General features: G+C 32.9%; 26 protein-coding genes and 1 pseudogene. 18 read left to right on the forward strand and 9 right to left on the reverse strand.

The genetic code is table 11. The features are described 5' to 3' along the window. Nucleotides 1-47 precede the first annotated feature (47 nt). From ACVBED_RS01800 to deoC, 5 genes are all read left to right on the forward strand, one after another. Nucleotides 48-1,223 carry an aspartate aminotransferase family protein gene (locus ACVBED_RS01800; RefSeq protein WP_447120870.1) on the forward strand — a complete coding sequence of 392 codons (1,176 nt, stop codon included), beginning with the start codon at nucleotides 48-50 and terminating at the stop codon, nucleotides 1,221-1,223. Between the two features lie 240 nt (nucleotides 1,224-1,463). After that, on the forward strand, nucleotides 1,464-2,723 hold the full coding sequence (locus ACVBED_RS01805; protein ID WP_447121150.1) for an NAD(P)/FAD-dependent oxidoreductase: 1,260 nt from the start codon (nucleotides 1,464-1,466) through the stop codon (nucleotides 2,721-2,723). Continuing rightward, a complete protein-coding gene (trmD, locus tag ACVBED_RS01810; protein ID WP_447120871.1) occupies nucleotides 2,720-3,394 on the forward strand; it encodes a tRNA (guanosine(37)-N1)-methyltransferase TrmD in 675 nt (224 codons plus the stop codon). The genes ACVBED_RS01805 and trmD overlap by 4 nt, the downstream gene beginning before the upstream one ends. Before the next feature lie 79 nt (nucleotides 3,395-3,473). Continuing rightward, complete coding sequence (locus tag ACVBED_RS01815) at nucleotides 3,474-4,430, forward strand: endonuclease/exonuclease/phosphatase family protein (protein ID WP_447120872.1); 957 nt, start codon at nucleotides 3,474-3,476, stop codon at nucleotides 4,428-4,430. A 2-nt stretch (nucleotides 4,431-4,432) separates the two neighbouring features. Then, nucleotides 4,433-5,176 (forward strand): deoxyribose-phosphate aldolase, encoded by a 744-nt coding sequence (gene deoC / locus ACVBED_RS01820; protein ID WP_447120873.1) that lies wholly within the window; start codon nucleotides 4,433-4,435, stop codon nucleotides 5,174-5,176. 48 nt (nucleotides 5,177-5,224) lie between these two features. On the opposite strand, the gene ACVBED_RS01825 is transcribed toward deoC, so the two are convergent. Then, nucleotides 5,225-5,578, reverse strand: a complete 354-nt coding sequence (locus ACVBED_RS01825; protein ID WP_473094405.1) for a T9SS type A sorting domain-containing protein — start codon at nucleotides 5,576-5,578, stop codon at nucleotides 5,225-5,227. A gap of 115 nt (nucleotides 5,579-5,693) precedes the next feature. Here ACVBED_RS01825 and hemB point away from each other — a divergent pair, with 115 nt between their 5' ends. Continuing rightward, a complete protein-coding gene (hemB, locus tag ACVBED_RS01830) occupies nucleotides 5,694-6,686 on the forward strand; it encodes a porphobilinogen synthase (RefSeq protein WP_447120875.1) in 993 nt (330 codons plus the stop codon). Nucleotides 6,687-6,753: 67 nt separating this feature from the next. Here hemB and ACVBED_RS01835 read toward each other — a convergent pair whose 3' ends face one another. Then, a complete protein-coding gene (locus ACVBED_RS01835) occupies nucleotides 6,754-7,704 on the reverse strand; it encodes an isopenicillin N synthase family dioxygenase (RefSeq protein ID WP_473094406.1) in 951 nt (316 codons plus the stop codon). A gap of 271 nt (nucleotides 7,705-7,975) precedes the next feature. On the opposite strand from ACVBED_RS01835, the gene lptB reads away from it, so the two are divergent. The 4 genes from lptB to ACVBED_RS01855 all read left to right on the forward strand — a co-directional run bounded on the left by lptB (nucleotide 7,976) and on the right by ACVBED_RS01855 (nucleotide 11,432). Continuing rightward, entirely contained in the window at nucleotides 7,976-8,704 is a 729-nt protein-coding gene (gene lptB, locus ACVBED_RS01840) for an LPS export ABC transporter ATP-binding protein (RefSeq protein ID WP_447120876.1), read from the forward strand. A 60-nt stretch (nucleotides 8,705-8,764) separates the two neighbouring features. Further along, nucleotides 8,765-9,334 (forward strand): cob(I)yrinic acid a,c-diamide adenosyltransferase, encoded by a 570-nt coding sequence (locus ACVBED_RS01845; protein WP_447120877.1) that lies wholly within the window; start codon nucleotides 8,765-8,767, stop codon nucleotides 9,332-9,334. After that, complete coding sequence (locus ACVBED_RS01850; protein WP_447120878.1) at nucleotides 9,324-9,944, forward strand: thiamine diphosphokinase; 621 nt, start codon at nucleotides 9,324-9,326, stop codon at nucleotides 9,942-9,944. The genes ACVBED_RS01845 and ACVBED_RS01850 overlap by 11 nt, the downstream gene beginning before the upstream one ends. 96 nt (nucleotides 9,945-10,040) lie before the next feature. Then, nucleotides 10,041-11,432 (forward strand): type III PLP-dependent enzyme domain-containing protein, encoded by a 1,392-nt coding sequence (locus ACVBED_RS01855; protein ID WP_473094407.1) that lies wholly within the window; start codon nucleotides 10,041-10,043, stop codon nucleotides 11,430-11,432. Nucleotides 11,433-11,531: 99 nt separating this feature from the next. Here ACVBED_RS01855 and ACVBED_RS01860 read toward each other — a convergent pair whose 3' ends face one another. Then, the gene (locus tag ACVBED_RS01860) at nucleotides 11,532-12,191 is read right to left on the reverse strand and encodes an HAD family hydrolase (protein WP_447120879.1); all 660 of its coding nucleotides are present in this window, start codon (nucleotides 12,189-12,191) and stop codon (nucleotides 11,532-11,534) included. A gap of 193 nt (nucleotides 12,192-12,384) precedes the next feature. After that, nucleotides 12,385-12,585 carry a DUF5808 domain-containing protein gene (locus tag ACVBED_RS01865; protein WP_447120880.1) on the reverse strand — a complete coding sequence of 67 codons (201 nt, stop codon included), beginning with the start codon at nucleotides 12,583-12,585 and terminating at the stop codon, nucleotides 12,385-12,387. A gap of 76 nt (nucleotides 12,586-12,661) precedes the next feature. Between ACVBED_RS01865 and speB the strand changes: the two genes are divergently transcribed. Next, nucleotides 12,662-13,516, forward strand: a complete 855-nt coding sequence (gene speB, locus ACVBED_RS01870) for an agmatinase (RefSeq protein WP_447120881.1) — start codon at nucleotides 12,662-12,664, stop codon at nucleotides 13,514-13,516. A gap of 255 nt (nucleotides 13,517-13,771) precedes the next feature. On the opposite strand, the pseudogene ACVBED_RS01875 reads toward speB, so the two are convergent. Both ACVBED_RS01875 and ACVBED_RS01880 read right to left on the reverse strand, forming a co-directional pair. Next, nucleotides 13,772-14,190 (reverse strand): annotated as a pseudogene (locus ACVBED_RS01875) (SH3 domain-containing protein). Nucleotides 14,191-14,196: 6 nt separating this feature from the next. Then, nucleotides 14,197-14,676, reverse strand: coding sequence for a BON domain-containing protein (locus ACVBED_RS01880; RefSeq protein WP_447120882.1), 480 nt, complete (start codon nucleotides 14,674-14,676; stop codon nucleotides 14,197-14,199). 190 nt (nucleotides 14,677-14,866) lie between these two features. On the opposite strand from ACVBED_RS01880, the gene ACVBED_RS01885 reads away from it, so the two are divergent. Then, a complete protein-coding gene (locus ACVBED_RS01885) occupies nucleotides 14,867-16,117 on the forward strand; it encodes a dicarboxylate/amino acid:cation symporter (protein ID WP_447120883.1) in 1,251 nt (416 codons plus the stop codon). An 89-nt stretch (nucleotides 16,118-16,206) separates the two neighbouring features. Here ACVBED_RS01885 and ACVBED_RS01890 read toward each other — a convergent pair whose 3' ends face one another. Beyond that, nucleotides 16,207-16,815 (reverse strand): DUF4142 domain-containing protein, encoded by a 609-nt coding sequence (locus tag ACVBED_RS01890; protein WP_447120884.1) that lies wholly within the window; start codon nucleotides 16,813-16,815, stop codon nucleotides 16,207-16,209. A gap of 302 nt (nucleotides 16,816-17,117) precedes the next feature. Here ACVBED_RS01890 and ACVBED_RS01895 point away from each other — a divergent pair, with 302 nt between their 5' ends. The 4 genes from ACVBED_RS01895 to ACVBED_RS01910 all read left to right on the forward strand — a co-directional run bounded on the left by ACVBED_RS01895 (nucleotide 17,118) and on the right by ACVBED_RS01910 (nucleotide 21,235). Continuing rightward, nucleotides 17,118-17,483 (forward strand): BlaI/MecI/CopY family transcriptional regulator, encoded by a 366-nt coding sequence (locus ACVBED_RS01895; protein WP_473094408.1) that lies wholly within the window; start codon nucleotides 17,118-17,120, stop codon nucleotides 17,481-17,483. Continuing rightward, entirely contained in the window at nucleotides 17,483-19,414 is a 1,932-nt protein-coding gene (locus ACVBED_RS01900) for a M56 family metallopeptidase (protein ID WP_447120885.1), read from the forward strand. Before ACVBED_RS01895 ends, ACVBED_RS01900 begins: the two co-directional genes overlap by 1 nt. Nucleotides 19,415-19,446: 32 nt before the next feature. Continuing rightward, nucleotides 19,447-20,307, forward strand: coding sequence for a GLPGLI family protein (locus ACVBED_RS01905; RefSeq protein WP_447120886.1), 861 nt, complete (start codon nucleotides 19,447-19,449; stop codon nucleotides 20,305-20,307). Nucleotides 20,308-20,383: 76 nt separating this feature from the next. After that, nucleotides 20,384-21,235 carry a GLPGLI family protein gene (locus ACVBED_RS01910; RefSeq protein ID WP_447120887.1) on the forward strand — a complete coding sequence of 284 codons (852 nt, stop codon included), beginning with the start codon at nucleotides 20,384-20,386 and terminating at the stop codon, nucleotides 21,233-21,235. 13 nt (nucleotides 21,236-21,248) lie between these two features. On the opposite strand, the gene ACVBED_RS01915 is transcribed toward ACVBED_RS01910, so the two are convergent. Then, nucleotides 21,249-24,041 (reverse strand): GH92 family glycosyl hydrolase, encoded by a 2,793-nt coding sequence (locus ACVBED_RS01915; protein WP_447120888.1) that lies wholly within the window; start codon nucleotides 24,039-24,041, stop codon nucleotides 21,249-21,251. A gap of 115 nt (nucleotides 24,042-24,156) precedes the next feature. Here ACVBED_RS01915 and ACVBED_RS01920 point away from each other — a divergent pair, with 115 nt between their 5' ends. Both ACVBED_RS01920 and ACVBED_RS01925 read left to right on the forward strand, forming a co-directional pair. Further along, the gene (locus ACVBED_RS01920; protein WP_447120889.1) at nucleotides 24,157-25,260 is read left to right on the forward strand and encodes an Mrp/NBP35 family ATP-binding protein; all 1,104 of its coding nucleotides are present in this window, start codon (nucleotides 24,157-24,159) and stop codon (nucleotides 25,258-25,260) included. A gap of 3 nt (nucleotides 25,261-25,263) precedes the next feature. Further along, a complete protein-coding gene (locus ACVBED_RS01925) occupies nucleotides 25,264-25,512 on the forward strand; it encodes a NifU family protein (RefSeq protein ID WP_447120890.1) in 249 nt (82 codons plus the stop codon). A gap of 3 nt (nucleotides 25,513-25,515) precedes the next feature. Here the strand turns inward: ACVBED_RS01925 and ACVBED_RS01930 are convergent, their stop codons facing one another. Beyond that, complete coding sequence (locus tag ACVBED_RS01930; RefSeq protein ID WP_447120891.1) at nucleotides 25,516-26,289, reverse strand: SGNH/GDSL hydrolase family protein; 774 nt, start codon at nucleotides 26,287-26,289, stop codon at nucleotides 25,516-25,518. Nucleotides 26,290-26,350: the final 61 nt, after the last annotated feature.

Below are 26,350 nucleotides of genomic sequence, written 5' to 3' on the forward strand. Positions count from 1 at the left end.
AAAAATAATCAAAATTTAATTTTTTCTAAAATCTAAAATAGTATTCAATGCAAAACGATTTCTTCAAATATCAAGCAAAAACAACCCAATTTGCAGCAGGTTTTGAAGTGGAACGTGCTGAAGGAAGTTATATTTATGGTAAAAACGGCAAAAAATATTTAGATTTCGTTGCTGGTGTTTCTGCTAATACTTTAGGGCATTCTTATCCAGCAATTGTTTCTGCGATAAAAAATCAGGCGGAAAAATATTTGCATGTGATGGTATATGGTGAATATGCACAGGAAAATCCTGTGGAACTCTGTAAACTTTTGGCAGAATCAACGCCGGAATCTTTAGAAGTCACTTATCTCGTCAATTCTGGTGCAGAAGCCATTGACGGCGCTTTAAAATTAGCTAAAAGATTTACTGGCAGAGAAGAAATTGTATCCTTTCACAATGCTTATCACGGAAACACGCACGGCGCTTTATCAGTTTCCGGAAATGAATATCACAAAAGAGAATTCCGTCCACTTTTACCATTGGTAGATTTTATTAATTTTAATGAAGAAAAAGATTTAGAAAAAATTACGGAAAAAACGGCTTGCGTCATTTTAGAAACCATTCAAGGTGCAGCAGGATTTCTTTTACCCGATGAAAATTATTTAAAAAAATTAAAAAATAGATGCGAACAAGTTGGCGCACTTTTAATTTTAGATGAAATTCAGCCAGGTTTTGGTAGAACCGGAAAATTATTTGCGTTCGAACATTACGACATGGTTCCCGATATTTTAGTGATGGGAAAAGGCATGGGGGGCGGCGTTCCAGTTGGTGCTTTTATGAGCAGCCAGGAAATTATGGAAAGTTTATCACACTCACCAAAACTTGGTCACATCACCACTTTTGGTGGAAACCCTTTGATTGCCGCTGCAAGTTTAGCAACCTTAAAAGGCGTTTTAGAAAGTAATTTAATGGCAGAAATTGCTGGTAAAGAAAGGCTTTTCAGAAGTCTTTTAGTTCATCCAAAAATTCAAAATATTAATGGGAAAGGTTTGATGCTGGCCGTAAATCTCGGCACGCCAGAATTTACGTTAGAAGTGGCAAAACGCTGTATGGAAAATGGTTTGATTGTTTTTTGGCAACTCTATCGCAATGAATTTTTACGGATCTCACCACCATTAAATTTAAGTTTAGACGAAATAAAAGAGGGTTGCTCAATTATATTAAAGGTTCTGGACGAAATTTAATTTCATTGAAATTCTAAAAAAAATTAACTACAAAAAGTTATAAAATAAATTTCAAGAATTGAGTCAAACAAAAAAATATAAAACTTTTAAAAATCTATAAATTTTTATTTTGAAAACTTTTTCATTATTTTCTAGGTAAACTTTTATGACTTTTATGGGTAAAGATTTATAGGTTTATATTCTATATAAAATGTTAAATCCTTTAAAATATAGTAAATTTGCGCAAAGAAAAGCAAGATGATGCGTGAAAAAATAATAGTTGTAGGGGGAGGATTTGCCGGTTTGCAATTTGCCCGTAAACTCAACAATAAGACTGGTCAAAAAGTGATGATGATTGATAAAGTAAATCATCACATGTTTCAGCCGCTTTTTTATCAAGTGGCTTGTGGTCGCATTGAGCCATCAAATATATCTTTTCCTTTCCGGAAAATTTTTCAAAAGTCCCGAAATATTCAGTTTCGAATGACGGAAGTTTTAGAAGTTATTCCTGAAGAAAATAAAATTGTCTGCGAAGATGCCACATTTAATTATGATAAATTAGTTATTGCAACCGGTTGTAAAACTAATTTTTTCGGAAATGATAAAATGGCAGATTTAACTTTCGGCATGAAAGATACGCAGCAAGCGATAAGCATTAGAAACCACGTTTTGCTCACTTTCGAAAAATTAATTATAGAAAAAAAACGAACCGACGATGGTAATTGGAATATCGTAATTGTTGGCAGCGGACCGACGGGCGTAGAATTAGCAGGTGCATTTTCAGAAATGAAAAAAGAAATTCTGCCACGTGATTATCCCCACATGAATTTCGAAGATTTAAAAATCATTCTTATCAGCGCCACTGAGTTTCCTTTAGCAAGTATGAGTGTGGAGGCGCAACAAAAATCTGAAGAATATTTAAAGGAATTTGGCGTCCATTATATGAAAGGTGAATTTGTGACCGATTATGATGGTGATAAAATTTACATGAAAAGCGGTAAAGTAATTCCTTCGAATACTGTCATTTGGGCAGCTGGTGTTACAGGAAATGTTCTGGACGGTTTTCAAGAAAATAAATTGGTGCACAACCGGTACATTGTCGATCGATTTAATAGGTTAGAGGGTTTTGAAAATATTTATGCCATTGGAGATATTGCTTACATGGAAACGCCAAAATATCCAATAGGGCATCCACAAGTTGCCAATGTCGCCATACATCAAGCCAAAAATCTTGCTGTAAATTTTCTGAAAAAAGAGGGTGAAAAATGGAAAGAATATGAATATAACGATTTAGGTTCAATGGCAACAGTCGGTAAACATCGCGCAGTAGTTGACTTACCAAAATTCAACTTCCAAGGATTACTAGCGTGGTATTTGTGGATGTTTTTGCATCTGATGCTCATCTTAAGTGTGAAAAATAAAATCGCCATATTTTTAAACTGGATGTGGAGTTATTTTAATAAAGATTCTTCTTTAAGATTAATAATAATCCCCAAAAAACATGATGGTACCGAACAATGAGAATTGATATAATTACTGTTTTACCCGAGTTGATGGAAAGTCCTTTTCAAGCATCGATTTTAAAAAGAGCGCAAGAGAAGGGTTTGGTAGAAATTTATTTTCATCAATTACGGGATTTTTCATCAACGAAGTATAAGCAAATTGATGATGCACCTTACGGCGGCGGCGCGGGAATGGTGATGATGATTGAACCTATTGATAAGTGTATTTCTAAGTTGAAAAGTGAACGGGAATATGATGAAATTATTTACCTCACACCTGACGGTGAAACTTTAAATCAAAAAACTGCAAATACACTTTCTATTAAAAAAAATTTAATTTTTCTTTGTGGGCATTATAAAGGCATCGATCAACGTGTGCGGGAGCTTCACATTACCAAAGAAATCTCCATTGGAGATTATGTTTTAACGGGTGGCGAATTAGCAGCTTGTGTTTTGGCGGATTCTATCATTAGATTAATTCCGGGAGTGATTGGTGATGAGCAATCTGCTTTAACAGACAGTTTTCAGGATAATTTATTATCACCGCCGATTTTCACCCGACCCGAAGTTTATAAAGATTTAGCAGTTCCGGTAATTTTATTAAGTGGCAATTTAGCAAAAATAGAAGAATGGCGGCACGATCAAGCGGTAGAAATTACCAAAAATAAACGTCCGGATTTATTTGAATAACTATCTTTTTTAGATATTTAAAAACGGAAATCTGCTTTATTAAACTGTAATTTCTTCACGAAATATAATCCTATATTTAATGAATAATACTAACCAATATTTATTGCTGATGTTTTACAATGTGGAAAATCTTTTTCCACCAGACGAAACGTCGACACATATTTTAAACCCAACAAATTCAGGTTTGCGAAATTGGGATCAAAAAAGATATGGCGATAAAATCAAAAAAATAGCGGAGGTCTTAGAATTAGTGCAAGAAGATTATCAAACTTTACCAGCATTAATTGGTCTTGCGGAAATATCCACTGATTCTGTTTTAAAAGATATCATTTCACAACCAGTTTTTAAAAATAAATATAAATTTATCCATTATGAGTCTATGGACGAACGCGGTGTTGATGTGGCGCTTTTGTATGATGCTGAAAAATGTGAAATTTTGTACGCAGAACCCATTAGTTTTATTTTTGAATTCGAAAATCCGGGATCTTCAAGTTTTGATACAACACGTGATGTTTTGTTTTGCAAGGTTAAAATACTGGATAAAATAATCGATATTTATGTCGTTCATTTACCATCACAAAGAGAAAAAGATATTAATGAGCCGAAGCGACGGTATATTTTAAATGAGATCAAGGAAAAAATTATCACTGAAAAAAAAGAAAATTCTGACGCAGTTATTGTTTTGGGAGATTTTAATGAAAATGCAACAGACGATTTAATAAATGATTTTATATCAAATGGTGAAAAGCAGGTTTTAAATAATCCCTTCTCAAAACTTTTTATTAATAAACAATTTTCTACCTTTCACAATTCCGACGGTCTATTATTTGATCAAATTCTATTAAGTGGAGAATTTTTCACAAATAATTATTCTATAAAATTCGATGAAGCGATCGTCTTTAATAATTTAAAACTCAGCAGTTGGGATCGGAAATTTCAGGGAAGACCTTTTCGAACTTATGCAGGAACGCGGTATTTGGGAGGTTATAGTGACCATTATCCGGTTTTAATTAAACTTAAAAATAACGAAAAATAAATATGCAATTACAAAAATATTTAGATTCTACTTATCTAAAAACGCCCGAACAAGCAAATATTACTTCTGAAGAGACACTTTCAATTCTTAAAAATTTAACTGATGAAGCAATCGAAAATGAAATTTTTGCGGTTATGTTTCGGCCAGATTTCGTGAAGTATATTAGAAACTATTTAGATTCCAAAGGCGCCAAAGTAAGATTGGGAACCGTGATTGGCTTTCCGGAAGGTACTTTTTCCGAAAGTGAAAAATTAGTAGAAGCGGAAAAAGCTATTGCAGATGGCGCAGACGAATTGGATTTTGTAATCAATTATGAAAGTTTTAAAAAAGGTGAAATAGATGTAGTGAAAAGTGAATTTATAAATTGTACTTCATTGGCTTTAAAAAATAACAAAGTCGCAAAATGGATCATTGAAATTGCAGCGCTAAATGATTCTCAAATTAAAGACGTTTGTCAAAAAATATCAGCTTGGGCAAAAGAAAATTTTGAAGAAAATCAATTACAAAATATCTTTATAAAATCTTCAACAGGTTTCTACAAAACAGAAAATGGAAAACCAAACGGCGCTACTTTTGAAGGTATAAAGTTGATGATAGACAATTCAAACGGACTTCCAATAAAAGCAGCAGGTGGAGTTAAAACGCGTGAAGATGCGGAAAAAATGATTAATGTGGGCGTGAAAAGAATTGGAACTTCCGCTGCAAAATCATTATTAAAAAGGAATGTAGCAGATGGAAATTATTAAAGAAATAAAAATAATCAGATAAAAAAAGGCTTCGAAATGAAGCCTTTTTTACTGTTTTATTATTTGAGTAACCTTTTGTGTTTCGTCACTCATAATGTATTTCATAAGATATTTTCCGGGTCTTAGTTTATCTAAATTTATTTGACCTGAATTCATATTGACATTAAACTGTGCAACTTGAACACCTAAGATACTGTAAAAAGTAACAGCTTTAATTTTTAAACTGGTGTCTTTGGATTTTAAAATAATAAAATCTTTTGCTGGATTTGGATAAGCTTCTAGAACCCCGTCATCACTTTTGGGTGAAGATGTAGAAATATCTCTTGCGCTTTGTTGAGCATTCATTTGAATGCTGAAAGTAATTGTGCCGAAAAATATAATTAAAAGTAGAGTTTTTCCCATTAGCGATCTATAAATAGAATAGTATGACAAATATATAATTTAAAACTTATTTAGCAATAGTTTTTTAATAAAGTATCGGTAAATTTGTATATTATTTTCAAAAAGTATTCCAAAGATGATTATTTATTCCAGAAATAGAAGATTACGCGTTTCAGCAGCAATTAGAAGCTTGGTACAGGAAACAGTTCTTACTACAAATGATTTCGTAATGCCCATTTTCGTGATGGAAGGTAATGGTAAAAAGGAAGCGATTGCAACGATGCCGGGAATTTTTCGCCGAAGTTTAGATCTAACAGTTGAAGAATGTAAAGCGCTTTTTTCCTTAGGCGTGAAAGCCGTAAATCTTTACATGAAAGTCTCCGAAAACCTCAAGGATAACACTGGAAAAGAAGCTTGGAACCCAAATGGGTTAATGCAAAATACCATTAAAGCAATAAAAGATGCTGTGCCAGAAATGATAATTATGCCTGATATTGCTTTAGATCCATTTTCTATTTTTGGACATGACGGAATTATAAATAATGGAAAAATTGATAACGATTCTACAAACGACGCTTTAGTCAAGATGTCTTTATCTTTAGCAGAAGCTGGTGCAGATATATTGGCGCCAAGTGATATGATGGACGGCAGAGTTTTGGCGATAAGAACTGCTTTAGAAGAAAATAATTTTACGGATGTTGGGATTTTAAGTTATGCGGCAAAATATGCGAGTTCCTTTTATGGTCCGTTCAGAAGTGCTTTAAACAGTGCGCCAGTTGATAACCAAGATATTCCAAAAGATAAAAAAACCTATCAGATGGATTTTCACAATTCCCGTGAAGCCTTGGATGAGGTTTACAAAGATGTTGCAGAAGGTGCCGATATTATTATGATAAAACCGGGAATGCCTTATTTAGATATCGTTGCAAAAGTTCGTGAAGCCATAGATTTGCCCATCGCCGTTTATAATGTAAGTGGCGAATATGCCATGCTAAAAGCGGCCGCGCAAAACGGGTGGCTGGATAATGATAAAGCAATTATTGAAAGTTTGACTTGTATAAAAAGAGCTGGCGCAGATATGATTTTTACCTATGCCGCAAAAGAAGCAGCGATATTATTACAATCTTAAATTTTAAAAAATATCACAAAAAAAGACGAAAATTAATTCGTCTTTTTTTTTGTTTATAATATCTCAATTATTTCTTTTTCAAACCCAATTCTACCAATCTCTCGTTCAGATATTCCCCCGCCGTAATATCTTCATACAATTTCGGGTGATCCTCGTCTATGCATTCTGGCAAACAATTTAAAGGCATATCACTTACTGGATGCATAAAAAAGGGCACCGAATATCTGGATTTTCCCCACATTTCCCGCGGCGGATTTACAACCTGGTGAATCGTCGATTTTAATTTATTATTCGTTAATCTGGAAAGCATATCGCCAACGTTGATCATCAATTCATCTGGTTGGGCAATAGCATCGATCCATTCATCTTTGTGATTTTTCACCTGCAGACCTTTTCCCTGAGCGCCCATCAAAAGCGTAATTAAATTGATGTCGCCGTGCGCCGCAGCTCTTACCGCATCTTTTGGCTCACTTGTAATTGGCGGATAATGGATCGGTCTCAAAATAGAATTGCCTTCTTTAGCGAATTTGTCAAAATAAAACTCGTCCAAACCAATATATAAAGCCAAAGCTCTTAACACATAAACACCAGTTTTTTCTAGCATCTGATAAGTTTCTTTTCCTACACCATTAAATTTTGGTAATTCTGCAACTTCTACATTATCAGGATATTCTGCCGCCCATTTCGAATCTTTATCTACATATTGACCAAAATGCCAGAATTCTTTTAGATCGCCTGTAGATCTGCCTTTAGCATGTTCTTTTCCAAAACTGATGTAACCTCTTTGTCCACCAATTTCGGGAATTTCATATTTTTCTTTCGTTTCTACAGGAAGACTAAAAAATTCTTTTACTTCACTATAAAGATTTTCTACTAATTTTTCATCTAGAAAATGCCCTTTCAGAGCCACAAAACCAATATCTTCGTAGGCTTTACCTATTTCATTTACGAATTTCTGTTTGCGTTTAGGATCTTCCGAAAGAAAATCTCTAAGGTCTACGCTGGGGATCTTGTCCATAATTTTTTAGTTTTATGTTATTTTAGTTGATTGTTTTTATTGTCTGTTTGGGCAGCATTTTCCGCCTTCCGTTCTCACTCTTTTACTCGGCTTCCGCCTCACAAAAGGAGTTCCACTCAAGTCGGGCTGCAAAGTGTCATGATTTTCAAACTTATTTTTTAAAAAGTCATACTCACAAATCTAAGAATTTTATCTTTCATTTCTCTTAATTTTTCGTTAAATGAAATTATAGGTAGAAATTAGACTTATAAAAAATATTATCTTTGTCTCTATGATTTTACGCGGTGAAAATTTAATTAAAGAATACGGTTCCAAAAAAGTAGTGAAAGGCGTTTCTGTGGAAGTGAAACAAGGTGAAATTGTAGGACTTCTTGGCCCGAATGGTGCGGGAAAAACAACTTCCTTCTATATGATCGTGGGTTTAGTAAAACCAACTTCGGGCAATGTTTTTTTAGATAATAAAAATATTACAAAAGATGCCATGTACCGTCGCGCTCAAAATGGCATTGGTTATTTAGCCCAGGAAGCTTCTATTTTTCGGAAATTATCTGTAGAAGATAATATTTTGGGCGTTTTAGAACTGACCAATTTATCCAAAAAAGAGCAACAACATAAAACCGATGAATTAATTGAAGAATTTTCTTTAGAACATGTTAGAAAAAACCGCGGGGATTTACTTTCTGGAGGTGAAAGAAGAAGAACGGAGATTGCAAGATGTTTGGCGACAAGCCCAAATTTTATTTTACTGGATGAACCTTTTGCAGGTGTTGATCCAATTGCCGTAGAAGATATTCAGAAAATTGTGCGCTCTTTGGTTGAGAAAAACATTGGAATTCTTATCACGGATCACAATGTGCAACAGACTTTAGCGATTACCAACAAAACCTATATTATGTTTGAAGGTAAAATCTTAAAAGAAGGTTTGCCCGAGGATTTGGCAAATGATCCAGATGTGCGACAAGCTTATTTAGGTGAAAACTTTAGATTTGAGAAAATTTAATTTCACACTTAAACTTATAAATAGTATAATTAAACGACTTTACATTTTTAAAATCAGTCTATGAAAATATATACAAAAACTGGCGACAGCGGAGAAACTGCACTTTATGGCGGAACACGTGTTTCTAAATCTTCATCAAGAGTAGAAAGCTATGGAAACATTGATGAACTGAATAGTTTTATTGGTGTGGCAAAAGCGCAAATCTCAGATGAAAATATTCTAAATCAGTTAAAAAAAATACAATTTAATCTTTTTACGGTCGGTTCAGAAGCAGCCACGCCTGCCGACAAACTGACTTTAGCAAACGGAAATTCCAGATTAACTTTAGTGATTTCTGAGAATGAAATTGAAGATTTAGAACACTGGATGGACAAAATGGAAGAAAAACTGGAACCCTTACAATATTTCATTCTTCCTGGCGGTGGAAGCGGCGCCACAGCTTTTCATGTGGCCAGAACGGTTTGTAGAAGAGCTGAAAGAAGTCTGGTTTTTTTAAATGAGTCTGAAGAGATGCGGCCAGAATTAATAAAATACCTTAATAGATTATCAGATTATTTGTTCGTTTTGTCGCGTTTCGTTTCAAAATTAAACAACGAAACAGAAGAATTTTGGAATCCGAATGACAGATAAAGCGCTTCTTTTCATCAACGGAATTCCTCCAAAAAAATTACCTGACATTTCAGGTTATGATTTTATTGCTTGTACTGATGGCGCTTTTCATTATTTAAAAGAAATGAATTTTCCACCTGGAAAATTAAATTTTATTTCCGGTGATTTTGATTCTCATTCTGGAAAAGATGAAACCGTTTACGATGAAAAATTTATTTATACGCCAGATCAGAATAAAACCGATTTTCAGAAAGCTTTAGAAATTTTAAAAGAAAGAGGAATTGGAAAAGTTCACGTTTATGGTGGAAGTGGCGGTGAAATGGATCATTTTTTAGGAAATCTTAGTGTGGCGTATTTATTTAAAGAAAGATTAAAAATCACTTTTTATGATGAATTTTCAACTTACTTTTTTTCGCCAAAACATTTAATTTTAGACCATGTAAAGGATAGAATGATCTCGCTATATCCATTTCCGGAAAGTAAAAGTGTGACTACAATTGGTTTAGAATGGTCTTTAGATAAGGAAAACTTAAATATTCAAAACCGTATTGGAACTAGAAATCGAGCAATAGAAGAACAAGTTGAAATTAATTTTGAAGAAGGAGAATTAATTATTTTTTTACATCATTAATCATGTTTCTTAATTTTTCCATATTTTAAAATATAAAATCAACTTTTTTCGCGATTTTTGTATCCTCTTAATTAATAAAAAATCTGTCCTCAAAAAATGAAAATTAAATATTCAGAACTCATCGATCAAACTTTATATTTTCCCACAGAAGAATTCAATGTGGACGAAAATAGTTTAAAATTTCATGATATTCCTTTAATGGAAGTGGTTGAAAAGTTTGGTACGCCGCTGAAATTTAATTATTTACCGAAAATTTCAACTAATATTCAACGTGCAAAAGGCTGGTTTAAAGAAGCAATTGAAAAGAATAATTATAAAAAAGATTATAAATACTGTTATTGTACAAAGTCGTCGCAGTTTGCATTTGTTGTAGAAGAAGCGCTGAAAAATGATATTTCGCTCGAAACTTCTTCCGCTTATGATATGGATATTGTAAAGTCACTTTACGATAAAGGCAAGTACGGAAAGGACGTAGAAGTAATTTGCAATGGTTTTAAAACCGATGATTATTTGGCGAAAATCTCAGATTTGATCAACAATGGTTTTGAAAACATTACGCCGATATTAGATAATTACCGTGAACTCGATAAACTTACAGAAAGCATTGATTGCAATTTTAATATCGGGATTAGAATTGCAGCAGAAGAAGAGCCAAAATTTGAATTTTATACGTCCAGATTAGGAATAGGCTATAAAGATATTATTCCTTATTACAGTCAAAAAATCGCGGAACATCCGAATGCAAGGCTTAAAATGTTACACTTCTTCATCAATACCGGAATCAAAGACACGGCCTATTATTGGAATGAATTATACAAATGTTTACGCGTATATGCACGTTTGAAAAAAATTGCACCAGAAGTTGACTCTCTCAATATTGGTGGTGGTTTTCCCATAAAAACGTCGCTTAATTTTGAGTACGATTACCAATATATGGTAAATGAAATCGTGTCTCAAATAAAAAAATTCTGTGAAGAAGAAGGGGTTGAAGAACCAAATATCTATACGGAATTTGGCAGTTTTACCGTTGGTGAAAGTGGCGGACATTTGTATAAAATTATTTCACAAAAACGTCAAAATGATCGTGAAAAATGGAATATGATTAATTCTTCTTTTATGACCACTTTGCCAGATACTTGGGCAATTTCCCGTAAATTTATTATGTTACCTTTAAATCGCTGGGAAGATACTTACGAACGCGTTTTCTTAGGCGGACTGACCTGTGATTCTGATGATTATTACAATTCTGAGCAACATACAAACGCGATTTATTTACCTGTTTTTTCGGATACGAAACCGCTTTATATTGGCTTTTTCAACACGGGTGCTTATCAGGAAACTATCGGCGGTTATGGCGGCGTTCACCATTGTTTGATGCCACAACCAAAACATATTTTAATCGATAAAGACGAAGAAGGTAATTTCACTTACAAAGTATTCCGCGAAGAGCAAAAAGCGGAAGATGTCTTAAAGATCTTGGGTTATTAGAAAATTAATTTTTCATTTCCAAGAATGAAGTATTCTTTAGAATAAAAAGTTAATCAATTATTTACAGATTTCTTATTTACTTTTAAAAACGAAGTGATTTTAAAAATATCTTGATACTTTTTCAAACTCAATTTGCGAAAAATCAGAAATTACCAGATTGGCTTTTTCATAATTTTGCGCTGCGGAATGTTCACTTTTATAAGCAGTACAAAAAATTTGTGCTGAAAAAGCTGCTAAGATGCCATTCGTGGAATCCTCGATAACCATACAATTTTGTTTTGATTCATCTGCATACTTCGCTGCTTTTAAAAATATTTCAGGATGAGGTTTAGATTCTTTGAGTTCAGCGCCACTTATTTTTCCTAAAAAATAGCGGTCTAAATTAAATTTTTCAAAAACCATATCAATCGTCGTCATACTGGAAGAAGACGCTAGAACAAGCTTTACATTATTTTCAAAATAATTTTCGATCAAGTTTTTTACCCCCGGAAGTAAATTGAAATCTGCATCATTATAAAAAAAATCTTTAAAATATTTTCTTTTTATGATCGCCAAATCTTCAAATGTAATTTGTAATTTATATTTTTTGATCAGTATATTAGAAACTTTTTCTGTAGACGCGCCCGTAAATGTGGTGTACAATTCTTCAGAAACTTTAATTCCGAGATCATCAAATGTTTTGAAATAGGCTTTCCTGTGAAGTGGTTCTGTATCTACAATTACGCCGTCCATATCAAATAAAACTGCTTTTAATGGCATTCAATTTTTTTTGCAAATCTATGAAATCGCCGCTACTGATTAAGGTTTTTGCTGGAATACTTATTTTTAAGAGCAACAAAGTTCTAGCTTCTTTTAAAGTCGGTCCCGCTTTCCACTTTATCTTTTTTAGCGCTCGCTTCGCTCGCGCAAAAAAAGGATGTCGTTTCAATCGGGGCTATGTTGGGGTTTGTTTTTATTTTTGATGGGTTTCAATCATGTAAAAAATAAATCCAAAAAAAGTGAGCATAATTGCAAATGCAATGATTGATTTTATACTTGCAAAGTTTATCGTCCAGCCAAAGGCAGGATCTCTTTTAGGCGGAAATAGCCGTTTATCTTCCGGGTTGTAATAAAAACAGCCCCATTTCCAGTTTGAATCATCCCCATTTTCCATTGCGTAAATGTTTAATCAAATTTAGAAATAAAATTACAATTTAAGTATCTTTGAAAATCTAAAATTTAAACCAATTATGCAAACTTACGCCGGAATTCCAGAAGAAAACGCCACCCTTGAAAACTCAAAAGTAATACTCGTTACCGTTCCGTATGATGGAACTTCCACTTGGGGAAAAGGCGCGGATAAAGGACCAAAATTATTTTTGGATGCCTCAGAAAATATGGAATTATACGACATAGAAACTTCAACTGAACCTTATTTAGAAGGCGTTTTTTTAGCTGGCGAAATCTCTGAAAAATCTTCACCTGAAGCAATGACTGAAGCAGTTTACCAAAAAACTAAATCACTTTTAGAAAATGAGGGCAAACTATTTACATTATTTGGTGGTGAACATTCCGTTTCAATCGGTTCCATTAGAGCAGTTGGTGAAAAATTTGAAAACCTAACTATTTTGCAATTGGATGCGCACACGGATCTGCGTCCAGATTTTCATGGTTCCACCTCTAATCATGCATGTGCCGTTTTTGAAGCGAGTCAAAAACACAATTTGGTGCAAGTTGGGATTCGGTCTTGTGATGTTGAAGAAATACAATACGTGAATAAAGAACAGTGTTTTTGGGCACACGAAATTGCAAAAAAAGCAGATTGGATCGATGATGTTTTAGAAAAAGTTTCTGGAAATGTTTATATTACAATTGATTTAGATGCTTTTGATCCATCTATTTGTCCTTCCACCGGAACTCCTGAACCAGGCGGTTTGCAATGGTATCCCACTTTAGAATTATTAAAAAAAGTGTTTGAAAAATGCAATGTGGTGGCTTTTGATATTGTAGAACTCATGGATTCTGCGATGCCAAAACCGAGCGCTTTTCTTGCTGCGAAACTGTATTATAAAATGTTGGCTTATTATCATATTTCGAAAGATTAAGTTTTTAGTCTAATTCATCGATTAGATTTTTATCATAAATTTTATTTTAGCGATAAACTGGACAAGCGATTGAAGCGGCATCCTTTTTCTTCTGAGGCGGCGAAAGCCGCGATGAAGATAAAGATAGAGCGGATAGCGCGGTGCCGATAAAATGTATTGACTGAGTAAGCGAAGGAAATAATTTTATTGGGATGGCCCTAAATAAAAACCCCGAAAATAAATTTCCGGGATTCTAATTAAAAATTTTGAAGATGTCTAAGCTTGAAGATATCTATCGTAAGTATAGCCTTCTTCACCATCGGCAGTTTTTACTTTCCACCATTCAGAAGAGGTTTGTTCACTAAAGTTACAGTTTCTCCTTTTGCCGCTTTACCAACAATGTCGGCATCTGTAGAAGCTTCTTGGCGTATATTTAAGTTAGAACTGTCTGTATTCACTGTTAGTATGACGCCTGCGTCAAGACCTGCAACCTGTACGTCCACATTAATATCTGATGCAAAATAATTTGGATCTATTGTTCCCAACGCATTCCATACAATATCTTTAGCAGCGCTATTTGTTGCATTTCCTGCAACATATAATATTCCGTCTTGCTCAGTTACTTTTAAATCTGAAATTCCTGCCCCCTGAGCGGCACTAATAACGCCGGCATATTTATCTTGTAATGTGCGCAGCTGGTTTTATTTAACAGTATAATTATAATGTACTTTTCCAACTTTTAAAGCGTCTACTGATTCCGTTATTTTTTTTGCTTGTGAAGCTGATACAGTTCCGGTAATTGTTAGTTCACCATTTATCACTTCTGCTTTTGCACTTGGGAAATCTTTCAATACGTCAGTTACTTTTTGCATGTTAGCAGGATCAACTGTGTTAATAGCGACAGCCGGTGCGGAAGGTGCAATAGTTGACATATCCATCACATCTTTGATTCCTGGGATCGCTTTAAGAGAAGCTATCATTTGGTCTTTGGTGGCTTGATCTGCGAAAGTTCCACTTAAATGAGCTACACCGTCTTTTACTTCTACAGTTGCGCTAGGATTAGCTGTAACAATAGTGGTTGCAGACGTTTGTAAATCTACATCACTTATTTTTTTCTTACAAGATGTACTTGCAAAAGAGACTGTTAGGGCTAGGGCAGCCATTGCGATTATTTTTTTCATAATTGAATTTATTTTTTAAAATTAATTTAAATACAAATCAAATATATGTTAAAATAAATTATCTGAAGATTACTAAATTATAATGTTTTCTTAAAAATGTTTACCTTATTTACTCCTTAGTTCCCACTTATAAATAATAATTAGATTAAAAAAAATATCTTTGTGAAAATTGTCAGTAAAATCTTAATTTATGAGAGGTCAAAACAAACTATTTTTTGCCATTATCATCGCCTTAATTTTAGGTGTAATCATGGGCGGGATCGTTAACTTAAAATATCCAGATAATGCGCCAGAATTTTCAAATAAAATAAAATTATTAGGAACCGTTTTCATAAGATTAGTTCAGATGATCATAGCGCCCTTAGTTTTCACCACTTTGGTAGTGGGAATTGCGAAAATGAGCGATATTAAAATGATTGGTAGAGTAGGGATAAAGGCAATGTTGTGGTTTATTACAGCATCTTTAGTTTCACTTTTTATAGGTTTAATTCTGGTCAATTGGTTAGAGCCAGGTCATGTAACGCAACTTCCCATTCAGGATGCATCTTCCGCAGCAGAACTTGTGAACTCAAGTAAAGGTTTTTCTATGGAAGATTTTGTTAATCATATTATACCTAAAAGTTTATTTGAAGCTTTTTCTAAAAACGAAGTTCTGCAAATTGTCGTTTTCTCCGTCATGTTCGGGATTGCTTTGGCAAATATGGGTGAGGAATATACAAAACCAATTGTGAAAGCGCTGGATATCTGTGCCCACGCTATCTTGAAAATGGTGGGGTACATTATGTGGTTTGCACCACTTGGCGTCTTAGGTGCAATTGCAGCAGTAGTCGCTACTAATGGTTTTAAGATTTTTGAAGTTTATGCTATTTATCTAAGAGATTTTTTCTTCGCCTTGGCGATTTTGTGGTTGGTGTTATGCATTGTAGGTTATTTAATTTTAGGTAATCGTCTATTTGAATTATTGCGACGGATAAAAGCACCATTATTAATCGCCTTTTCTACTACCAGTTCGGAAGCTGTTTTCCCAAAATTAGTGGAAGAATTAGAAAGATTTGGCTGTAATAATAGAATTGTATCTTTTATATTGCCGCTTGGTTATTCCTTTAATTTAGACGGAAGTATGATGTATATGACTTTTGCGTCAATTTTTATAGCGCAGATTTATGGTATTGATATGACGATCGGTCAGCAAATAACCATGCTTTTAGTTTTAATGTTAACATCAAAAGGAATTGCAGGTGTTCCGCGTGCGAGTCTGGTGATTATAGTTGCGACATGTACTATGTTCGGAATTCCGCCGGAAGGAATAGCTTTAATTTTGCCAATAGACCATTTCTGCGATATGGGAAGAAGTATGACTAATGTTTTAGGAAATGCTTTAGCAACTTCTGCTGTTTCAAAATGGGAAGGACAATTGGAAAGTCATGGCGGTGATATGTAATGTTCATTAAATTTAAAAATTCATTATAAACTTTGAAAATAAAAAATCCCACTTTTCAACAGGATTTAAAATTTATGAAAGCTTTAAAACTATTTTACAGCTTTCATCGCATCTTCAGCTTTCGTTAAATGCATTTCTAATGTTGGAACTGTGGTTGAAGCAAATGCTTTCACATCGCCTGTTCCGTCCATTGCTTCTTTTTTAAATTCGGCAATATCTTTTTTATGATCAGAAACCATTATATCTGTGTACGTTTTGTCAAATTCAGCGCCTTTTTTCATTTTTAAACCATCCACCATTTTTTGTTGATCGGCATCTAATGCTGTTGGTAAAGTATATTTAGCGTTCATTGCCCAGCTTTTCAATGCGTCGTTTGCTTTTGTATGGTCAGTTACCATCATTTTTCCTAAATCTTTCACTTTCTGGTTTGACGCATTTGTTTCTGCAATATTTCCCAGCATTACTTCCATCATTCCACCTTTTGCAGCAGCGTCAACAAACATTTTATCTTGGCTACTAAGAGGTTTCATGTTTGCAGAGTTGCTAGACATTGCTGATGAATCCTTAGGCATCATAGTAGAATCCATAGGTGCTGACATAGATGTGCTGTCAGTAGATCCCGTAACAACGGTGCTTTCTTTTTTCTTACACGCTACTAAAGAGGCAACAGCTAAGATTGTTAAAATCGAATTTTTCATAATAATGATTTAAAATGTTATTAAAAATTATATAATAGTGATTATTACTAACTTACCGTTGCAAACATTTTGCCAAAATATAATTTAGTATGTAATCATTTTATTTTAATAGTGTTTTTTCAAAATATGATACGTTAAAAAAGTGTTTAACTAAATATAAAGTGATATTTGTCTAAATATTTTTATTTTCGAGTTATTTTATAATATAGTTGTTCAATATAAGTGAGTTATGTTTTATCACTAAAAAAATAGTTGTAAAATAAAAATTAATTCTATATTTGTATCACTAAATAAATAGTGATATGAAAATTCAACAATTGACAAAGGCAGAAGAACAAGTGATGCAATACCTTTGGGATTTGCAGAAAGCCTTTCTGAAAGATATTCTTGAACTTTTTCCGGAACCAAAACCGCACACAAATACCGTTTCAACAATTCTGAAACTTCTCAAAGACAAAGATTTTGTGGATTATAAAGTTTTCGGGAGACAACACCAATATTTTCCGTTGATTTCTCTGGAAAAATACGGTGGAAAAAGTATGAAAAATTTGGTCACCAATTATTTTGAAGGTTCTTATAAAAATGCCGTTTCATTTTTAATAGAGAAAAATGAAATGAGCGTAGAAGATTTAGAATTGTTACTTAACGAACTTAAAAACAAAGACTAATGGAAACTTTAATACTTTATTTCGGGAAAATGATTTTGTGTTCCGGTGTGATGTTCGGGTATTATTTTGTGTTTTTAAAAGACAAAACTTTTCACCATTATAACCGCTTTTATTTACTTTCAATTTTATTTTTGAGCATCTTTTTGCCCTTAATAAAAATTGATTATTTCACCATTGAAGTAAATCCGGATTTATTTTTATTGCTAAAAAATCTTAAAACTGTTCAACCACAAAATTTTGTACAAAATGATTTCAATATTTATCCATTTATTTTTACGGCTTTTGGATTGGTTTCTGTTTTTTTTATTCTAAAATTTTTGTTTGGTTTAATAAAAATTCAAAGATTAAAAAGTCAATTTCCAAAAACAGAATTTGAAGGTATTAATTTCTACGAAACACCTTTAGAAGACGCGCCGTTTTCATTTTTCAGAAATCTGTTCTGGAAAGATTCTATCGAATTGCAATCCGATCTGGGCCGACAAATTTTGAAGCACGAAATGGTTCACATCGAACAAAAACACACTTGGGACAAAATAATTATAACGTCGGTGAATTCCATATTTTGGTTTAATCCCGTTTTCTATTTAATTAAAAAAGAAATAATTCTCATCCACGAATATCTCGCCGACAAAAAAACCGTAAAACAAAGCAACACAAAAGCATTTGCGCAGATGCTTTTAGCAAGCCATTTTGTGGGAACTTCTTTGCCTGCGACAAGTCCGTTTCTTAGTTCTAACCTAAAAAAAAGAATCATTATGCTTAAAAAATCACATACAAAATTCAGTTATTTACGTAAAATTTCCGCACTTCCCGTTATTTTCCTTTTGGCTTTTGCTTATTTGGTAAATGCGAAAAACCGCGAAATTAAACAAACTAATGAAGTGATTGAAAAAGCGGTTTCGGAAATAAAGAAAGATACGATTAAGAATGAGGTCAATGCAAATTTAGTTGAGATAAAGGATTATGGTTCAGCGACATCTACTTTTCCGCTCGATGAAAATCTTAAAAATTCTACTGATAAAGATATTTTCAAAATTAAAGGGAAAAAGGTAACGAAAGCAGTGTTCTTGAAGTTTTATAATTTTAATAAATTAAATACAGAAAACGTCTTTTCTTTTAATGATAGACATTCCAAAACATTACCAAACGAATTTAATATTGACAATATTTCTAAGTTTCCGAAGATGAAAAAAGCAAACGAATATTATAATTCTCCGGAGTTTAAAAATCATATTAGAGATTCAATATTAGCCCTTAGAAAAAACTCGCAAAATGACTTGGGAAATATAAATTCGGTAACTGTAAATAATAACGATAAAGATTTTGAGAAAGATTTAGATAAATTAGAAAAACTTAGAACATCATTAAAAGATAAATTTGGAAAAAATGACAAATTAACAGAATTAAAAATTAGAAGAACTTTTCCTGATGGACAAAGTTATGAAGTGAAAATCAATCCGGATAAATATAAATCTGAAAGTGATAAGGTAAAAGCAGAAACTAATGTTTTGAGCAAAACTGTGGCGACAGAAACCCCAAATTCAAGTACAATTCTTAATCAATATAATCCTGGAGTTGTAAAAGTAGTCGTGCGGCAAAAAACTCTTTCACAGGATAAAACTATTAATTATTATCTTGATGGAAAATTGATAGATGCCCCAACTTTCAAAAAAATTCTTCCAAAAGATATTAAAGCCATTAACGTGACAAAAAATCCTGGACAAAAAAATGGCGGAAGCATTTATATCGTCACCAAGGATTCACCTCTTGAATTTATACCAACGCAGTTTGATAGAATCTACATTAATGGAAAAGCCGCAACACAAAATGAATTATTTAAATTAAACAAAGATTCTATCAAAACCCGGAATATTAATAAAAATACCGAAAATGGTAAATCTTTTAATGAAATAAGTATTAGAACAAAATAATTACTTTTATTAAATACGAAACTTAAAAAACTATGAAAAAACTGACACTTCTATTAATTCTGATCGCCAATTTCGCTCTGGCACAAAACCAACGTTTTGCTTATGAATACAAATTCATCACAGATTCTACCAACAGAGAAAATGTAAATAAGGAATTGATGTATTTGGATATTACAAAAGAGGGTTCGAAGTTTTATAGCAGAGAAGTTTACGTTGCAGATTCTACTATGAATGCTTATTATGAAAAGCAAATACAAGCTACGGGAAGGATGGATGTTAATTCAAAAATGTCATTTGGCGGTGGAAAAATACGCTATAAAGTTTTTAAAACTTATCCAGAATACAAAACCTATTTCATCACCAGAAGCGGAATGGACGCTTACAAAGTTTTAGATGATAGAAAAATTATTTGGAAAATTTCACCAGAGAAAGAAAAAATTGGTGAATTTATGGCGCAAAAAGCAAGCACCGAAATGTTTGGTAGACGATGGATCGCCTGGTTTACCACAGAAATTCCATTGCAGGATGGGCCTTATAAATTCCATGGTTTACCGGGATTGATCGTTAAAATTTCAGATAAATCGAATACGCATAATTTTGAGTTAAAAGCGGTAACAAAATTTAAACAAGAAACTGAAAATATATCAGATTTTTATGGCGGTGATAAGGCGATTGAAATTAATCAAAAAAAATATCAAAAACTCTTCACAAGTGAGCGGAATGATCCTGCGAAATTTCTAAGACAATTGCAGGGGAATGGCGCAACTTTACAATTTAAAGATGCTTCAGGTAAAGAAATTTCTACCTCAGAAATGATTAGAAATAAAGAGAAAAACGCTAAAGAAAATAATCTTAAAAACAATAATTTATTAGAGTTAGATTTGCTTAAATAAAATGTAATTATTAAATATTATTTTGACAAAGACTAAAACCTTTAGCAATTTTTTTATATTCACAAAAAACATTTCCATGAAAAAATTCTCACTTTTTTTTCTTTTTATTATTACTTTATTTTCTGCGCAAAACCAGCGTTTTGCTTATGAATACAAATTCATCACAGATTCTACCAACAGAGAAAATGTAAATAAGGAATTGATGTATTTGGATATTACAAAAGAGGGTTCGAAGTTTTATAGCAGACAAGTCTATATTGCAGATTCAATAAATGCAGCCTTAATAAAAGAAGCTAATTCAAGACCGATAAATAGAAATTTATTCGCAAATAGTTCTGGAAACGTATTTTTAAAAATTTTAAAAAGATATCCAAATGATAGAACTTTTTTAATAACTAGAAATGGTATTGATATTTATAAAGTTTCGGATGAAAGAAAAATAAATTGGAAAATATTACCAGAGAAACAAAAAATTGGCAATTGGGAAACGCAAAAAGCAACCACAGAAATGTTTGGGAGAAAATGGATTGCCTGGTTTTCTACCGAAATTCCCTTTCAAGATGGACCATATAAATTTTCTGGTTTACCTGGTTTAATAGTCAAAATTTCAGATATTTCAAATTCTCATGTTTTTGAACTTAGATCTACGGCTAAATTTAAAGAAGAAATAGAGGTAGATTCTGACCTTTTGCAAACTGAAAAAGGAATTCTAATCAACCAAAACCAATATAAAAAATTATTTATAGAAGACAGGAATGATCCCGCAAAAAGCCTAAAATTATTATATTCAAATGGTATTATGTTAGAAATGAAAGATTCTGACGGGAAAGATATTTCTATGTTGGAAATGATTAGAAGTGTAGAGAAAACCGCTGAAGAGAGAAAACATAAAAACAATAATTTATTAGAGTTAGATTTGCTGAAATAGAATAAAATTCAATTTATTTGACTTCAATTTCGTCAATAAAAATAAAGGCATCGCCACCAAAACCCTGGTGCCATTCTGGTAATTTTCCGAAATTGTAGGCTTTAATTTTTACATATCTGGCTTCTATTGGTGAGATTTCAGCGGTATATTTTTTTGTGATTACGTCATTATTTTTTGGATCAATGTCGCTAGAAATAGTTTTCATTAATAAATAATCTTTGTTGTTGTTTGAAACGAAATAGTCAATTTTTGTAGGCATTAAAATCCAAGAGCGGGAATCTTGCAGGAAATCTGCAGAAATTTGGTTGATTTTTTTGGTTTCTTTTAAATCAATAATGGCTTCAAAATCTTGAGATTGATAACCTTGCCATTCGCCTTTTTTCCAGTTTGTATCGCCATAAATTCCATCTATTAAACCATCTGCGCCGCCTGCAGCATATTGTGAATTAAATTTTGACTTAATTGAAATGCTGTAATTATTCGGTTTTTTGAAGAATTGAGCAGAAACTATATTGCTAATCTTTTTGTTTATTTCCACGTAAGCACTAATTGTGACGCTTTCTTCAATATGCAAAGGTTCAGTATATTTAATATACCTTAACTTCTCTGTTGAGTAATCATGATTTTTTAACAATTCAAGATAATAAATTTCATCATTTGGATTTTGAGACGTTATTTCAATTTTCATTTTATCTTGAAAAGATTTATTTTCTGCCTCAATAATTGGAACCGTAATAATTAAAGGATAATCATTTTTAACTTCAGATTTTTTGGTAGAATTATTTAAAGTAGCAATAACTTGCGAAATATTTTCCGCTTTTTTACCGTCAATTTTTATTTTAATATTTTTAAAGTAAGGTTTTGTGGTTTCCCAGGTGTTGCTTCCGGGCGTAACTTTATATAAACCAATCGAACTCAGAACGTACCACGCGCTCATTTGTCCGCAATCTTCATTTCCGATTAATCCGTCTGGAGAATTTTTATAAAAATTGTCTAAAATAAATTTTACTTTTTCAGCCGTTTTTTTAGGTTTTCCGATGTAATTATAAAGATACGCCATATGATGACTCGGTTCATTTCCGTGTGCATATTGACCGATTAATCCCGTCACGTCGGCTTGTTCGCGACCTGTAGTTTTACTCTCGCTGTTAAACATTTCGTCTAATTTTGCTTCAAATTTTTCTTTTCCGCCAAACGCTTTTATCATTCCCGGAATATCTTGCGGCACAAAAAAAGTATATTGCCATGCATTTGCTTCTGTATAATTATTTGTCACTTCTTTTGGATCAAAAGGTTTTTGCCAGCCTCCATTTTTCTTTGGCTGTATGAAACCCGTTTTATAATTAAAAAGATTTTTCCAGTTTTGGGATCGTTTCATAAAATAATCATAATCTTCTTTTTTATTTAAAATTTCAGCCATTTGTGCAATACACCAATCGTCATAAGCATATTCCAAAGTTTTAGAAACACTTTCGCTGTCGTCATCTACGGAGATAAATCCATTTTGTTTGTAGGCTTTTAAACCCAAAACATCACGCATTGCTGAAGATTTGCTCGCTTCAAATGCTTTTTCATAATCAAAACCTTTTATACCGTCTTTCATAGCATCTGCAATCACAGAAACTGAGTGATATCCAATCATACAATCGGTTTCATTACTTGCTAATTCCCAAACCGGTAACCTTCCGCCTTGCTCATATTGTTTAATGAACGTATTGATGTAATCTGAAGTTCGTTTTTTATCAATCAAAGTATAAAGTGGATGCGCCGCGCGGAAAGTGTCCCAAAGTGAGAAAACGGTATAATAATCAAAACCTTCCGCGGTGTGAATTTTATTATCTCTTCCTCTATATTTCCCATCTAAATCCTGTGCGATATTTGGCTGAATCATGGTGTGATAAAGCGCTGTGTAAAAAATTACTAATTTATTTTTATCGTCAGATGTGACTTCAATTTTAGAAAGTTCTGAGTTCCAAAGTTTTTCTGCCGCAAGTTTAGTTTTATTAAAATCCCAAGCTTTTATTTCTGACATATTGAGATTTGCGCCGTCATAACTTGTGGGCGAAAGTGAAACTTTAACCAAAATTTTCTCACCTTTTTTTACCTGTTTAGAAAAACTTAAAGCCAGTTCCGTTCCTCTGTATAATTTTTCAGTATTAATTTCATTGGCTTTTGCTAAATTAATTTTCATCGGCACGTTAAATTCCAAACGTGCGTAAACATATTGATTTCTTGCCCATGCTTCACTTCTACGTAAAATTTCTATAGTTTTATCATCAACAATTCGTACTTCGCCTTCCAGTAATTTATCTCGGTGATTTAAATCTAAAATAATATTGGCTTGTCCGCTTTTATTAAAAGTATATTCTTGAAAACCGACTCTGGTAGAAGCGGTTAATCTGACATCAATATTATTTTTATTAAGTTTAACAGAATAATATCCAGCCGTTGCTTTTTCAATTTTGTGAGAAAATTCTGAGGAATAAATTTTGTTATCAAATGAAGGAATTCCCATAGTCGGCATCACCATAATATCACCGAAATCCGAAACGCCAGTGCCGTTAAGATGTGTGTGAGAAAATCCGTAAATGATTTTATCTTTGTAATAATAACCTGAGCAACCGTCCCAACTGTCATCAATTCTAGTATCTGGTGACAATTGAACCATTCCATGAGGAACCGTTGCGCCAGGAAAAGTGTGTCCATGCCCGCCAGTTCCAATAAACGGATTGACGTTTTTAGCATAGTCTTGACCAGAAAGATTTACTATAAAAAGAGAGAATATAAAAAGTAAAAAGTGACGCATTATTTTTTCATTAAATATAATAAATAAATGAGACTAATAAGTTTTATCTCTTTTTAATCATTCTAAATTTAAATAAATATTCAGTAAATTTGTACCTTAAAATATTTACAATTTTATGTTAACTAAAGAACGGGTTCAGGCATTTTTTAAAGAAATCGAAGTGGAAGATTTGGTCCATAATTTTCAAATTATGGGTAACCAAGTTTACATTGATATGACCGCACATTCTCCTGCAATGCACGAGAAGAAAAAGTTGGAAGTTGCGATGAAGCAGGCTTTTGCTACTGAATTTGGTGAGGAAATTGAAGTTAAATTAAAAATTGCTTCGCCAGAACCTTCAGAAGTTCAAAAAAATCAAATTAAAGGAAAAGAGATTCCGGGGATACAAAATATAATTGCAGTTGCTTCTGGAAAAGGGGGCGTTGGGAAATCCACTGTTACTGCAAATTTAGCAGTTACTTTAGCACAAATGGGTTTTAAAGTAGGCGTTTTAGATGCTGACATTTATGGACCTTCAATACCTACAATGCTCGATACAGAAGGTGGAAAACCAACTTCAGTAACTGTAAATGGTAAAGAATTAATGAAACCGATAGAAAATTACGGAGTGAAAATGCTTTCTATTGGTTATTTTTCTGGAGCAGGTCAAGCTGTTGTGTGGCGCGGACCAATGGCAAGTAAAGCCTTAAATCAAATGATCCGCGATGCAGATTGGGGTGAATTGGATTTTTTATTGATCGATCTTCCGCCTGGAACTGGCGATATCCATTTGTCAATCATTCAGGAAGTTCCTGTAACGGGCGCCGTTATTGTGAGTACGCCGCAGCATGTTGCTTTAGCAGATGTGAAAAAGGGAATTGGTATGTTTACCATGGAAAGCATCAATATTCCTGTGTTAGGTTTGATTGAAAATATGGCCTATTTCACACCGGAAGAATTGCCGGAAAGTAAATATTATATCTTTGGCCGACAAGGCGCACAATATTTAGCACAGGATATGGATATTCCCATATTGGGCGAAATTCCACTGGTTCAAAGCCTAAGAGAATCTGGTGATATTGGAAGACCAGCGGCTTTGCAGGAGGGTTCAATTTTAGCAGACATTTTTAAAACGACTGCGCAAAAAATGATTGAAAGTTTGGTAGAAAGAAATACAAATCTTCCAAAAACAGAAGCGGTAAAAATTACCACAATGGCCGGTTGTTCCCCAAAAAAATAGAAAATGCCCCAAGAAAAAGTTTATACAGATTTAGTAACCAAAGTTTTAAGTGCTTTAGAAAATATTCGTCCTTTTTTAAATAAAGATGGCGGAGATATTGAGTTAGTGAATGTGGAAAATAATGTAGTTACAGTAAAGCTTTTGGGAAATTGTGTGCAATGCTCAATGAGTCTTTCTACCATGAAATTGGGTGTAGAAAAAAAAATAAAAGAATTTGCACCAGAAATCATTGAAGTTGTTAGCATAGCTTAATTTTTAAATAATTATTTCTTTTTTAAAAATAAATTCCGCGACTATTTCTGCCCAAAGTTGGTAGGATATTTTTGAGGGATGAATGCCGTCGCTAAAAAGTTCTTCTAATTCTAATTTTAGATTTAATTTATTTTTCCAACTGCTGAAAGTGATTATTTCCGGGTCAAAATAAACTGAGTTTTCTTTTTCAGCAACTTTAATCATTTGTTCCCGCAGACTGTTAACCCATTTTATCATTAATTTTTTTAGTTTTGGCGTTAATGCAGGAAAATCTTCAACTGCCGGAAAATTAATAAAAACCAAGGGTGTTTTAGGAAATTTTTGCTTCAAACTATTTATTAATTCTTCTGTATTTTCTTTAAAATTTTCAGGATGCGTGAGTTCAAATGCATCGTTACCACCAATTCCGACGAAAATAAAATCAATATTTTGCTTAGGGATTCCGGGAATAATTTCTGTTGTAATTTTCTTTACGTTAAAACCACTTTTAGCAAAAACTTTCCACTTTACATTTTTCTTTAATTTTTCTGCTAAAATTTTTGAAAGTGCGCCGCTAAAACCTTCGGAATTGCTTCTTACACCAACGCCAGAAATAGTGCTTTCGCCGATGAAAAGAACATTCAAAAATTCATCTTTTCCAATTAAGATTTCACCTTCCAGATCAGGTGCATTTTTCATTTCTGGTAAAGCTTTCCGGATGATTTTACTTTCAAAATAAAGTCCTGGTAGTTCCGGAATGATCGGTAAATAAACTTTTATTTTTTGAAGATTGAACATTTAGTCTTAATATAAATCAAAAGTAAAAAATGTTTAGAAATAAATTTAATAAACTGATATG

It is taken from the genome of Halpernia sp. GG3 (assembly GCF_052976925.2).